At 55.2% G+C, this 12,142-nt stretch carries 11 protein-coding genes and 1 pseudogene; 9 read left to right on the plus strand and 3 right to left on the minus strand.

Annotated elements, in window-relative coordinates; genetic code table 11:
• The first annotated feature begins 44 nt into the window (after positions 1-44).
• Complete coding sequence (locus tag OSC10802_RS49200) at positions 45-230, plus strand: hypothetical protein (protein WP_198525083.1); 186 nt, start codon at positions 45-47, stop codon at positions 228-230.
• Here the strand turns inward: OSC10802_RS49200 and OSC10802_RS49205 are convergent.
• Positions 224-382, minus strand: a complete 159-nt coding sequence (locus OSC10802_RS49205) for a hypothetical protein (RefSeq protein WP_155967461.1) — start codon at positions 380-382, stop codon at positions 224-226. The two genes, OSC10802_RS49200 and OSC10802_RS49205, sit on opposite strands and share 7 nt — an antisense overlap.
• On the opposite strand from OSC10802_RS49205, the gene OSC10802_RS0108565 reads away from it, so the two are divergent.
• The 5 genes from OSC10802_RS0108565 (at position 376) to ureA (ending at position 4,230) form a co-directional block, all read left to right on the plus strand.
• Positions 376-1,296 (plus strand): SPL family radical SAM protein, encoded by a 921-nt coding sequence (locus OSC10802_RS0108565; RefSeq protein WP_017716376.1) that lies wholly within the window; start codon positions 376-378, stop codon positions 1,294-1,296. The genes OSC10802_RS49205 and OSC10802_RS0108565 overlap by 7 nt on opposite strands.
• Positions 1,289-2,602: a hypothetical protein gene (locus OSC10802_RS0108570; protein WP_017716377.1), complete on the plus strand. Its 1,314-nt coding sequence runs from the start codon at positions 1,289-1,291 to the stop codon at positions 2,600-2,602. Before OSC10802_RS0108565 ends, OSC10802_RS0108570 begins: the two co-directional genes overlap by 8 nt.
• A complete protein-coding gene (locus OSC10802_RS0108575) occupies positions 2,599-3,489 on the plus strand; it encodes an urease accessory protein UreD (protein WP_017716378.1) in 891 nt (296 codons plus the stop codon). Before OSC10802_RS0108570 ends, OSC10802_RS0108575 begins: the two co-directional genes overlap by 4 nt.
• A gap of 19 nt (positions 3,490-3,508) precedes the next feature.
• Positions 3,509-3,814 (plus strand): nucleotidyltransferase family protein, encoded by a 306-nt coding sequence (locus OSC10802_RS0108580; protein ID WP_017716379.1) that lies wholly within the window; start codon positions 3,509-3,511, stop codon positions 3,812-3,814.
• Between the two features lie 113 nt (positions 3,815-3,927).
• Positions 3,928-4,230, plus strand: a complete 303-nt coding sequence (gene ureA, locus OSC10802_RS0108585; RefSeq protein WP_017716380.1) for an urease subunit gamma — start codon at positions 3,928-3,930, stop codon at positions 4,228-4,230.
• A gap of 82 nt (positions 4,231-4,312) precedes the next feature.
• On the opposite strand, the gene OSC10802_RS39255 is transcribed toward ureA, so the two are convergent.
• Positions 4,313-7,771: a response regulator gene (locus tag OSC10802_RS39255; RefSeq protein ID WP_017716381.1), complete on the minus strand. Its 3,459-nt coding sequence runs from the start codon at positions 7,769-7,771 to the stop codon at positions 4,313-4,315.
• A 78-nt stretch (positions 7,772-7,849) separates the two neighbouring features.
• On the opposite strand from OSC10802_RS39255, the gene OSC10802_RS0108595 reads away from it, so the two are divergent.
• A complete protein-coding gene (locus OSC10802_RS0108595; RefSeq protein WP_017716382.1) occupies positions 7,850-8,188 on the plus strand; it encodes a P-II family nitrogen regulator in 339 nt (112 codons plus the stop codon).
• Between the two features lie 205 nt (positions 8,189-8,393).
• Here the strand turns inward: OSC10802_RS0108595 and rdgB are convergent, their stop codons facing one another.
• Positions 8,394-8,981: an RdgB/HAM1 family non-canonical purine NTP pyrophosphatase gene (rdgB, locus tag OSC10802_RS0108600; protein ID WP_017716383.1), complete on the minus strand. Its 588-nt coding sequence runs from the start codon at positions 8,979-8,981 to the stop codon at positions 8,394-8,396.
• Between the two features lie 176 nt (positions 8,982-9,157).
• Here rdgB and OSC10802_RS0108605 point away from each other — a divergent pair, with 176 nt between their 5' ends.
• A complete protein-coding gene (locus OSC10802_RS0108605; protein ID WP_017716384.1) occupies positions 9,158-11,137 on the plus strand; it encodes an ATP-binding protein in 1,980 nt (659 codons plus the stop codon).
• Positions 11,124-12,142, plus strand: a pseudogene (locus OSC10802_RS39260) (beta-propeller domain-containing protein); the annotation flags it as partial. The gene OSC10802_RS0108605 and the pseudogene OSC10802_RS39260, both read left to right, overlap by 14 nt.

Below are 12,142 nucleotides of genomic sequence, written 5' to 3' on the forward strand. Positions count from 1 at the left end.
CAGTTTAATGCTATTTTGGGTAGAATAGCATAGATTTAACATTTGTGAGACAGTTTTCCACCCCTCAAGCCGCAAATACCCCTGACTCTGGCTGGCAAGGCAGCCTCAACCTAATCTACGCCAACCGCACCGGCACGTCACAGCTGGTTGGCGAGCGAGTCGGAGTCCCCCTGAAGGTAGAGCGCCCAGCTGCATTATTGACACCACCGGCATATCGGTGCTATCAGTAGAACAGCACTTCCACTTTGCCCGCAAAATGGTACTGCGCCCTGCAAAAAGGCGGCACTGTCGCCTCTGGAAGCACCGGCGCTCCGAGAGCCAAGATGCGATTGGTGCGGTTTATGGCGGTGTGAGAACCTACTAGCGGTAAAAACAATGGCAAAGCTACTCTATGAGGGATATACTGCCGGCCAACACACCATCTCACTCCGTGAGAACTTCGGAACCGCCAATGTCTACGCCCAAAACGCTCAATCAATTCTTAACAAAGCAACCGGTTACATCGCCGGCTATGATTTCACCCTCAACCCTTACCGGGGCTGCCAGTACGGGTGCAGCTATTGCTACGCAGCGGCATTCAGCCCCAACGAAAAAATGCGCCAGTACTGGGGGAACTGGGTGAGTGTCAAACAAAATGCTGCTGAACTTTTAGACCGAGAACTTGCCCGCTGGTACAAGAGAAACCCTGGCAAACCCCCCAGCATTTATATGAGCAGCGTCACCGATCCCTACCAGCCGGTGGAGTCGAAACAAAAACTGACGCGCCAGCTGCTGGAAGTTATGGTAAACTACCAGCCCACTCTGGTGATTCAAACCCGCAGCCCCATGATTGTCAGAGATATTGATATCCTGCAAAAATTCCAGCGCCTCCGCATTAATATGAGTGTCCCCACCGGCAGCGAATCTGTGAGAAAAGATTTTGAGCCGCGCTCCCCCAGCATCAAAGCCAGACTGCTGGCCATCGGCACCCTGAAACACAGCATCCCCTGCGATTGCGAGCATGAAACGCGATTTTCCGCAACCGTGACACCCCTGCTCCCTACCTTGCCGGCTGAGCAAGCAGCTTTCATTCGCAAGCTGGAAGTTGTGGATCGAGTTGTGATTCAGGACTTTCACGACTTCCACGAACGCTCCCTGGTGGCCAGCACCCGCCAAGAAGCGGCGGAGATAATCAAAAAATATGAATGGTGGTACAGGGAGAGAAGAAAAAATTATCAAAACTTTAAGAAAACTTTGGAGACTATGTTACCCCATATTGAGATAATGGAGGGAAAGGAGGGATTTGGCTATGACTAACCTGATTGTCCATTGGTGGCGCTCCCGCCAGTTCCGCGCAGCCCTCGCACAGGGCAAGACTCGCCAAGCTAAGCAAATGTTACAAGAGATACAGAAATCCGGGGCAAAGCTTTCCCTGCTGGAGAGGCTATTTCGGGACAAGCTCAAGGCTGAGGAGTCCGCACAGCATTCCAAGCAAGAAGTCGCCGCTCTGCGGAAAAAGTTAAGCCAGCTTGAATTCCCGGATTTTGAGGTAGAGCTTTTAAAGCTACAGCTGGAATCTTACCAGGCGGAGAATCTAGTACAGCCCAACGAAGAATTTATCCAGTCTGTATGGCAGAAGTTCAAACTCTTGGAGAACGACGAACATCTGCTGCAGTGTACGGGCATTGACAGGGAAGTCTTTGACGAGTTTGAAGCCAGTCTGGCAGCCTATTTAAAAGAAGAACTTTATAAAATTAAGCCAGACAGTTTAAAAAAGGCGCAGGAAGATATTAACCGGCTAAAAAGCGGGCAAGACCCTCAATACAGTCTGCCGCTCACTCCCCACGTCTACTTCATGCGATATTTCCTGGAAAATGTCTATTGCGCCTATCTGGCTTGGTTTCTAATCTACAGAGGGGGGTTGCTGCCGGCTAAGCTCAACATCCTTGACATTGCGGCGGGACCGTCAACCATTGCTTACGGTCTGTCCCTGTTCCTGAAAAGCGCCAGTCCCTTCTTGGATCTGCCTAACACGCACATTTCTTACTACTCTCTGGAGCAACTGGATTTATTTCAATACCGGGGGCTGCAATTCTGGCGGCGCTACATAGAACCCCAGCAAAACGCCACGAACGCTTACTTCCGCTTTGACACGACTGATATCTTTGATTATCAGGACAGCGACCGCAAGATTCCTGAAAACTTCTTTGACTTCGCTGTCGTCTGTCACTGCTTCTTTTCTGACCCCAGCAAAAGAAGTCGCTCTTACCAGATTTATAAAGAGATGTTTGCGAGCTGCCTGAAAGAGGGAGGCTGCGTTTTGCTGGTTGTTCAAGACAAAAAGCTCTTCATGCAGTATAATGAGAGGCAAAATGAAGACCTCGCTCTGGAGCAAAGACTGGTTAAGCAATTGGTGGGAGATATGGGCCTGAAATTAGTTTGGTATAAATACCTGAACTCCACAGGCAAGAGGGCATTTCCGGGAGCTGATTTTGCGAGATTTGCTAGCAAAAATCTACCCGCACAGACCTTTATGAATCCACTGCTACGCCAGCACCTTGGATTAAACTATAACTCGCACTACACGCTCGATGATTATATAATTTTAGCCCAACGAGGATGAGCGAGGTGACAGAACAACCACCGGCAGGCTGGCAAGGCAGCCTCAACCTAATCTACGCCAACCGCACCGGCACGTCACAGCTGGTTGGCGAGCGAGTGGGAGCGCCCCTGAAGGTGCAGCGCCCATTTTATCCCGAAGGTGCCGCTGTCTGTCACAGCGTTATCTTGCACACCGCCGGCGGCGTCGTCGGGGGAGATCGCCTCTGTTTCGACATTACCCTTCACCCCGACACCCGCGCCTTAATCACCACCGCAGCAGCCGGCAAAATTTATCGCACTAATGGCTTAGAAGCAAAACAGACCGCGCTAATCAAAATAGCCGGGGGCGCTTGTTTGGAGTGGTTGCCGCAAGAAACAATCGTGTATAATAATGCTATCTACCGGCAAGATTTGCGGGTGGAGTTGGAACCGGGAGCCAGCATACTGATTTGGGAAATTACCCGCTTCGGGCGCAGCGCCAGAGGGGAGCAATTTTTGCAAGGTTTTTGGCGATCGCACACCGAAATTTGGCAGCAAGGACGCCCCCTCTGGATTGACCGGCAGCAGTTAATCGGTGGGGAAGAAACCCTCAACAGCCCCCACGGATTAGCGGGAAAACCTGTAGTGGGAAGTCTCGCTTGGATTGGGGTGCGGGTGACACCAGAATTAGTGGAAAAAGCCCGCTCCCTCCGCACTCCCCTCTCCCTTGATGGGAGCGGGTTTGGGGGTGAGGCTGCCAGGGGGGTTCATCATCAAGCCGGCGCAACCCGCCTCACAGATGGATTGCTGTGCAGATATCGTGGCAATTCTACCGCCGAAGTGAGAAACTGGTTTATAGGAGTTTGGCAGCTGTTGCGCCAGTCCTTCTGGGGACGCCCCGCCTGTCCCCCGCGAGTTTGGCCAACCTGAACCCCAGCGAGGTGCCGCGATGATCGACCAATTACCCATTCACATCCCTCACGACAGGATAGCCGAATTCTGCCGGCGCAATCACATCAGTAAACTTTCACTGTTTGGCTCTGTCCTGCGCAGTGATTTCCGACCTGACAGTGATGTGGATATGCTGGTAGAATTTGAGCCAGGACAAAAAGTCGGTTTTTTTAAGTTAGCCGGCATGGAGATTGAACTTACTGAAATGTTAGGGCGCAAAGTGGATTTGCGAACACCGGGAGAGCTCAGTCGCTATTTCCGGCAGAAAGTTCTTGACTCAGCACAGGTGATTTATGTTTATTGATGACCCAGTACGCCTGCGTCACATGCTCGACACCGCAGTAGCGTTCCGCGCTTCGCGGAACGCACCCTACTTTCTATAGAGAACATTATACCACCAGAAGAGCAGGAATAGCAATGCAACTCTCACCGCAAGAAAAAGACAAATTGCTGATTTTCACCGCCGCCCTCGTAGCGGAGCGCCGCAAAGCGAGAGGCTTAAAGCTCAACTACCCAGAAGCCGTCGCCTATATTTCCGCCGCGATTATGGAAGGAGCCAGAGACGGCAGCACCGTCGCAGACTTAATGGCTTACGGCACCACTTTGCTGGGGCGGGAAGACGTGATGGAAGGCGTGCCGGAAATGGTGCAAGAAGTGCAAGTAGAAGCCACCTTTCCCGACGGCACAAAATTGGTGACAGTACACAACCCCATTCGCTAATATAGCGGTTCTCAGTTGAATAAACTATGGCCCAGAAACCCGGTTTCTTTAAGAAACCGGGTTTCTCTACCTCTTTCTGGCCCTAACCCTTAAAAGACGCGAGTGGCTGGCACTGCTCCAGGGCTGCCCTGAGTTCCTCAAGGCGGAGGGGTTTGCTGATAAAATCATCCATACCGGCATCGAGACAGTTTTGCCGGTCTTCCTGCATCGCACCGGCAGTCATGGCCACAATCCTGGGGCGACACGCCTGCGCCCACTGCTCGCAGATCAGGCGAGTCGCCGTCAGTCCGTCCATTTCCGGCATCTGCACGTCCATCAGCACCAGATCGTAAGGCTGCCGGCGCAAAGCTTGCAGCACCTCCAGCCCATTCCCCGCCACATCCGCCCGATACCCCAACCCCTCCAGCATCAGCAGCGCCACGCGCTGGTTCACCCGGTTGTCCTCCGCCAGCAAAATCCGCAGGGGAAGCAGCTCACCGAGTGGGGGCATCTCCGCTTCAAGATCAGCGCTATCCTCATCCCAACTGGCTGCCGGCATAGCGGGTTGGAGAGCGCGGACAATCACAGTAAAATAAAACACAGATCCCCGAGTTTGTGCCGCCGGCGGCTGCCAGTCAGGCGGGGGATTGCCGGCCATCGCGCCCCCACTGCAGACCCACATCCGACCCCCCATCATTTCACTCAAGCGCTGGCTAATCGCCAAACCCAGTCCCGTACCGCCATAGCGCCTCGTCGTAGAAGCGTCCACCTGACTGAACGACTTAAACAGGCGGTTCATGCGCTCAGCGGGAATGCCGATGCCGGTGTCGTCAACCGCAAATTGGATTTCCCAAACCGAGCAATCCCGATCGGCCACAGTCAGGTCCGAGTGCCTGCCGGACAATTTTTTGCCGGCTGAATTCTGGAAACAGGATGGAAACCCATCCCCACTCCCCGACCCTATTTTCTGGGCTGTCACCAGCACCGCCACCTCACCGGCATCCGTAAACTTAACCGCATTGCTCAACAAATTCACCAGAATTTGGCGCAACCGCGTCACATCCCCCAGCACCACCTGCGGCACCGGCCCAACAAACCGGTATCCCAACTGCAAGCCTTTCTCTGCAGCCTTCGGAACCAGCAGGGCCATAGAAGCCTCAATACACGCTCGCAACTCAAACGGCTGCTCCTCCAACTCCAGCTTGCCCGACTCAATTTTCGAGAAATCCAGGATATCATTAATAATCGTCAGCAGCGCCTCAGAGCAGCTGCGAACCGTTTCGGCATATTCTTGCTGCTCCTCATCGAGTTCCGTATCCAGCAGCAAGCCGCTCATGCCAATCACCCCATTCATCGGCGTGCGGATTTCGTGGCTCATCATCGCCAGGAATTCGCTCTTGGCGCGGTTAGCCGCTTCCGCCGCCTGTATCGCCCGCTCCAGCGCCAAATTTTGCTCAGCCAGCTGCCGGTGCTGCCCGGATTCTTGCTCCAGCAGGCGAGCTTGCGCTAGAGCAATCCCCACTTGCTCCGCCACCGCTTCGAGCAATTCGATTTCATCCTCTTTCCACTCGCGCAACCTGTCGCACTGGTGCAAAGTAATCACCCCATTCGGCTCCCCCTGATAGGACGTGCGAATCCCCAACATGGATTTCACTTTAAACAGGCGACAGCGGGACAGAGACGCTTTCATCAAAGGATGGGTGCGGACATCTGCAATCGGGATCGCCCGGTCTTGAACCATTGTCTGCTCGGCGTGGGGGTTGCCTGTCACCGGAATCTCCACATTCAGTGCCGATGTTTGCCCCGGCGCTAGATACTCCGCCACACAGCGCAACCGGCACATGGACTCCCCTTCATAAACAAACAGCAAACAGCGACTGACGCCAAACGCACTGCCCAGTAAATTGCACGTCGTCTGCAAAATTTGCTGAGTGTCCAAGCTGCGGCGAATCTCCTGGGTAATTTGCCGCAGCAGCAAGGCGCGGTCGAACTGCTGCTGCAGCTTGGCGGCGGCTTCTTCGCGCTCAATCTCACCCCCCACCCACTGCGCCATTAGCTTCAGCAATTCTTTTTCCACCGTTTTGAACTTGCGGTGGCGGGGAGCCAGTGAGTGGGCAATAAATTCAGGCAGCGCCGGCGTTCCATTGATCTCAGCTAAATCCCCTGAGCCGTATTGCAAAAAGCAGAGCGTGCCGTACATTTTCCCCCCCACCAGCACCGGCGCACCGAGATACGCCTCGATTTCCACACCGGCGCAGGACAGGTGGCGCTGCCCTTTTGACCCCCCCGATCTGAAGCTGACAATTCCTTCCGGAAGCCAGAGTTGGCGGCAATCCCCCTGCGGCAGATCGAAAACCGCGCCGGTGGCGATGCCAGTGTCGATCGAGTGCGCCGCCATCACCGAGATCCGATCCCCTTCAATCCGTCCCAACATGCCGGTAGAGAGCCCAAACCACTGGCATCCCAGCTCTAACAGCCGGTGGAGGCGCTCGCTGTAACTCAGTTCGCTGGCGGCTTGCACCTCACAAAATGCTTGAATCGTGGCTTGAGAGTGGCGCAGTTCTGCCTCCGCTTGCTGGCGCTGGCTGATGTCAATCCCCACCACCACAGCGGCTTGCCCTTGCATGTACTTCTGCGCTACAATCAGATATTTGAACGGAGTCCCACTCACCTCCCACTCCACTTCTGCCGAGGCTTCTGACTCCGCGCCGGCAAAAAACTGCCGCACGAAGGCCACCGTTTGCGAGCCCGACTCCAGGAAGCCGATGTGCCGGCCCACAAATGCTTCTGGGGGCATGTTGAAGGCTTTCGCTAAATAGCGGTTGACGCCCAAGTATTTCAAATCGGCTCCGATCCACGCCACACTTCCCGGCACCGCATCCAACACCGCTCGCAGCTGATCCGTGACTTGCCACAGCTCCTCAGACGCCTGCAAGCAGCTGCTTGCCTCTCCCACCGGCGGCTTGAGCCGGTCGTCCGCAGGTACAATTAAATCCGGGGGCGGCGGGGAGAATTTTTGGCCGGCTGACTCCGGCAAACGGGACTGACAGAACACCGCACCGGCAACCCGCACACCCTTACTGTTCGCCCCGCCGTTCGCCTCGCCGTTCGCGCCGTTTGCCCCACCCCCAGACGCCCCATCCCCTGCCGGTCGGGCCATATCCAGCAGCCACCGCACCTCCCCCGGCTTGGTGAAAATCCGGTACTCCACCGCACCGGCTCGATGGCTGGCGATTTCCCGGGCAAACTGCTGGTATTTGGGCCAATCCTCCGGATGAATCCAGCACGCCCAGCCCCCCCTGGCCCTCACCTCTTCGGCGCTGTAGCCGGTGAATTGCTCTATGCCTTCCGCCACCCACTCCACAACCGCATCGCCGGTGGCGGAAACCCAAGCTGAATAAATGCAGTCCGACGTGAGGAGCGACGAGCGAAGGGAAGCGGGCTCACTCTCCCGCACTCCGAGCTGAGCCGGCAGGCGCTCAACGCTCTCGCCGTCTATTTCAATCCCGTTCCCAGGATTCAGCTGGCTGTTTTGTTGCCCCCCGGTTCCTGAATTTATCATACAGCTCTCCTCTCGCCGCCACCTCAATGCTATAAGTTACAGGAAGCTAACCGACTTATACACTAAGGAGCGACAACCTTGAAAAAGGTAGAAGCCATTATACGGCCATTTAAACTGGATGAAGTCAAAATCGCCCTGGTCAACGCCGGCATTGTCGGCATGACGGTTTCCGAAGTCCGAGGCTTTGGGCGTCAGAAAGGCCAAACCGAGCGATACCGGGGTTCCGAGTACACCGTCGAGTTCCTGCAAAAGCTGAAAGTCGAAATTGTTGTTGACGACGACCAGGTCGATATGGTAGTGGACAAAATCATCTCCGCCTCCCGCACCGGCGAGATTGGGGATGGTAAAATCTTCGTCTCGCCGGTCGAGAAAATTATCCGCATTCGCACCGGCGAACGGAACGAGGAAGCGATTTAGACTCTTCTGGATGAGAATCGGGGAAAGCAGCGGAGTTCGACTCCCAGGGCGTTGCGCTTTGCGCCGGCTCAAAGAACCCCACCCCCCAACCCCCTCCCCGCATGCGGGGAGGGGGAGCTTGAGGGGATTAAAGCGCCGGGAGAAAAAGTTTCCATCATCCTGGCGCAGCGCCGGCACCTCCCCCCCTCACCCCCTGCTGGCTGATTCAGCAGTCGGGCACTGAACCCAGCATGGGGAGCAGGGTTTGGAACGCTTGACCCCGATGGCTGCAGCGCCGCTTCAACTCCGGCGTCATTTCCGCAAAGGTCTGGTCGTGCTCTGGGACATAGAAGATGGGGTCATAGCCGAAACCGCCGGCACCCCTTGGAGCGTGGAGGATTTCCCCCCGGCACGCCCCCTCCACTTGCAGGGCGATCGCACCGTCAGGACGTGCGATCGCTATCGCACAGACAAATTGCGCTTGTCGGTTCTTTTCGTCTCCGAGTTCCCGCAGCAGCCGGTCGATCCGCTCAGCGTCAGTTTTGCCATAACGCGCCGAATAAACGCCCGGTGCGCCGTTGAGGGCGTCCACTTCTAAACCAGAATCATCCGCTATCGCCCACCGGCCCGTTGCTTTGGCCACTTCCGACGCCTTCAGGCAAGCATTTTCCATGAATGTGGTGCCGGTTTCCTCAATATCAAGTTCGTCGGGCTTTAGCTCCAGTTGCAAGTTTAAATCAGTCAAATACTCCTGCATTTCCCGCAGTTTGCCAGGATTGCCGGTGGCTACTACTAACAATTTTGCATCAATCATTGCGATGAAAGGATTTGGGATTTTTGATTTTGGATTGGGAATGGGGCATGTCTGGGAGGAGTTTATTTGGGAATGAACCGCTCCTGAGCCAAGGACGCCAAGAAGGAATTGTCTGTGGGGAGAGGGGGCCGCACCGGCATGTTCTCACCCCCTTGTATTTTAACATAAATTGTGCTATGTTAAGAGAATCTCAGGAAGTTCTCTCTGTGGCACTCATGGAAATGGATACTAAAATTAAGCTGCTGGGATGGAGCGCGGTGTTGGGAGTGGGACAAACCTTCGCGACGGCTTTGGGGGGACCGGCAGCGGGTGGTGTGCTGGCGGCTAATGTGCTCTCAACTATCGCCGCTAGTGTCGCCGGCAATATGACGGCGACTGAATTGGGCAATTATCTGGTTGAGAAGCTCAGTAACAGTCAGAAAGTTCTCCACAGTCGCGACTTGACAGAAGCGGCAGGAGAAGCTATAAGCCTTGTTATCAGAGAGGCGGCTAAATCTGACGCTCTGATTGAAATTGCGGAGCGCAAGGGGCTGCCTTATCCAGAACAAGACCTCTGTCAGCTCGCCGGCAACACGGCTGACTATTGGCTGAATATTAACACAAAAGCCGGCGCACCGGCAACTTCTCTCCAGATTCCGGAAGCTCAGCTAGCCAAGATTTTTTCCCCGGACCCTACAGAGTTTGCCACAGTCACCGGCTCCGACGCCGCTACTTGGGAAAACTTCCTTAAGGATTTGGCTCGCTCTCAACACAAAACGCTCGATTGTGATATAATAAAAGCAGTTGCCGGTGAGCTGCACGCCACCTTTCCCCGCGCCTTTCGCCAGGTGCTGAAACGGGACAGTCAAGCCTTTGCGGGGATGCTGCTGGAGTTGCACAAAGAGGCGCTCGGCTATCTCCAGCAGTTGGGGCTTCAGACGGGAGAGATTCTGGTAAAATTGCAGGGGGTGGCGACTCAAGAGCAGATGTGCCAGCTAATAGCGCGGCTGGATACAGCAGGAGTTGGCATCCGCACTGATTTAGCGGAGATTCGGGAAGTGTTGGAAAGACTTGCAGACTCTTCCGCGCCGCGCCTTCCGCTTCCCTATGAGTGCGAGACGATTATTCACGAGAAGACGCGAGACTTCGTTGGGCGGAAATTTGTCTTTGCGGCGATTCGGGAGTTTGTGCGCAACAGTCCTAAGGGCTATTTTATCCTGGAAGGGGAACCGGGCGTTGGCAAAAGCGCCATTATGGCGATGTGCGTGCTGGCAATGAATTGGCGGTGTGTGGCGCATTTTAACGTGCAATCCCAAGGCATTACCCGCGCTGAGCAATTTCTGGAGAATGTCTGCACGCAGTTGGTTAAAGGTTTCCAGCTGAATTATACCGCGCTGCCTGCGAACGCGACAGCGGACGGCAACTTTTTGGCGCGGCTGCTGGGGGAAGTTAGCGCTAAACTGGGCGGGAAAAAGCTGGTGATTGTGGTGGATGCTCTGGATGAGGTGGACTTGACAAGCCAGACTTCCGGGAGTAATGTGCTTTACTTGCCCCATTCTTTGCCGGATGGGGTCTATTTCCTTGTGTCGAAACGACCGCAACCCGTGTCTTTGCACGTCAGTAACGAGCGGACTTTTGACTTGATGCAGTACCCTGCAGAGAGTCTGGAAGATGTCAAGAGTTATATTCAAAAACGCACCGGCAGCAGTGGGAAGCTGCAGGAGTGGGTTGCAGGGAAGGGATTGCCGGTTGAGGCGTTCGTGACGGCGGTGGCGGAGAAAAGCGAGAATAATTTCATGTACCTGCGCTATGTGCTGGAGGACATCGAGAGCGGTGCGTACCGAGATTTGACACTGGAGAATTTGCCGAAAGGTTTGGAGCAATATTACGAGCATCACTGGCGGCGCATGGGGATGATGTCCAATCCCCTGCCCATGCACAAGGTGGCGATTGTGTACTTCCTCGCTCAAGCTGGCGAACCCGTCTCACGCCGGCTGCTTGCGAAATGGTCTGGGGAAAAGGCGGTGACGGTGCAGCAGGTACTCGACGAGTGGGAGCAGTTTTTGCGCGAGGTGCCGGTGGGTGGCGAAACCCGCTACGCCCTCTATCACAAAAGCTTCGCCGATTTTTTAGCTCGCAAGGACATTGTTGAGGCGTATGGCGATGACGTACATTGAAAAAATTAACGCTCGGATTGTTGATGAGCTGACAGGTGGGTTGGGAGTAGCGGATATTGGGAAACAGTTGGACAGCCTGTTGCCAGAAGACAGGGAGTATGCCTTAAAGCATTTACCCAATCACATGGCCAAGGCGGGGCGAGGCAAGCAATTGTACCGCTGGCTGACTGACTTCCATTTCATCGAGGCCAAAGTTTCTGCCTTGGGGGCGCAGCCGCTCATTGAGGATTATACTCTGGGCAGCAATCCAGACCTGAGCCTGTCTGGGGAGCGAGCGAAAACTCTGACATTGATTCAAGGGGCGATTCGACTGTCGGCGCACATTTTGGAACAAGATAAAACGCAACTGGCGGGGCAATTGCTGGGGCGCTTGCTCGAACCCCCCCAATCCGCCCTGAACAAGGAGGGGCAAGGGGGAAATTCAGACATTCAGTCCATGCTGCAGCAAGCAAAACAGTGGAAAGGCGCACTCTGGCTGCGCCCTCTGACGCCCAACCTGATCCCCCCAGGGGGCGCGCTCCTGCGCACCCTCACCGGGCATACCGCGCCGGTAAATGCAGTCGCCATCACCCCCGACGGGAAAAAGGCGATTTCCGCTTCATGGGATGAAACCCTGAAAATCTGGGACTTGAGGAGCGGTGAGCTGGTGCGGACACTCACCGGGCATACCGACTCGGTAAAAGCAGTCGCCATCACCCCCGACGGGCAAAAGGCGGTTTCCGCTTCATGGGATGAAACCCTGAAAATCTGGGACTTGAATAGCGGCGAGCCGGTGTTGACTCTCACCGGGCATACTGGCACGGTATTTGCAGTCGCCATCACTGCCGACGGGCAAAAGACGGTTTCTGCTTCTAGGGATAAAACCCTGAAAATCTGGGACTTGAATAGCGGCGAGCCGGTGCGGACACTCACCGGGCATACCGGCTGGGTAAATGCCGTCGCCATCACCCCCGACGGGCAAAAGGCGGTTTCCGCTTCATGGGATAAAACCCTGAAAATCTGGGA

Source organism: Kamptonema formosum PCC 10802, from assembly GCF_000332335.1.
Classification (GTDB): Bacteria; Cyanobacteriota; Cyanobacteriia; order Cyanobacteriales; family Oscillatoriaceae; genus Oscillatoria.

What these genes read in the sequence shown, in the direction of transcription:
- OSC10802_RS0108565 (WP_017716376.1), top strand. Translation starts at nt 376, where the DNA reads ATGGCAAAGCTACTCTATGAGGGATATACTGCCGGCCAACACACCATC.
- OSC10802_RS0108570 (WP_017716377.1), top strand. Translation starts at nt 1,289, where the DNA reads ATGACTAACCTGATTGTCCATTGGTGGCGCTCCCGCCAGTTCCGCGCA.
- OSC10802_RS0108575 (WP_017716378.1), top strand. Translation starts at nt 2,599, where the DNA reads ATGAGCGAGGTGACAGAACAACCACCGGCAGGCTGGCAAGGCAGCCTC.
- OSC10802_RS0108580 (WP_017716379.1), top strand. Translation starts at nt 3,509, where the DNA reads ATGATCGACCAATTACCCATTCACATCCCTCACGACAGGATAGCCGAA.
- ureA (WP_017716380.1), top strand. Translation starts at nt 3,928, where the DNA reads ATGCAACTCTCACCGCAAGAAAAAGACAAATTGCTGATTTTCACCGCC.
- OSC10802_RS39255 (WP_017716381.1), bottom strand. Translation starts at nt 7,771, where the DNA reads ATGATAAATTCAGGAACCGGGGGGCAACAAAACAGCCAGCTGAATCCT.
- rdgB (WP_017716383.1), bottom strand. Translation starts at nt 8,981, where the DNA reads ATGATTGATGCAAAATTGTTAGTAGTAGCCACCGGCAATCCTGGCAAA.
- OSC10802_RS0108605 (WP_017716384.1), top strand. Translation starts at nt 9,158, where the DNA reads ATGTTAAGAGAATCTCAGGAAGTTCTCTCTGTGGCACTCATGGAAATG.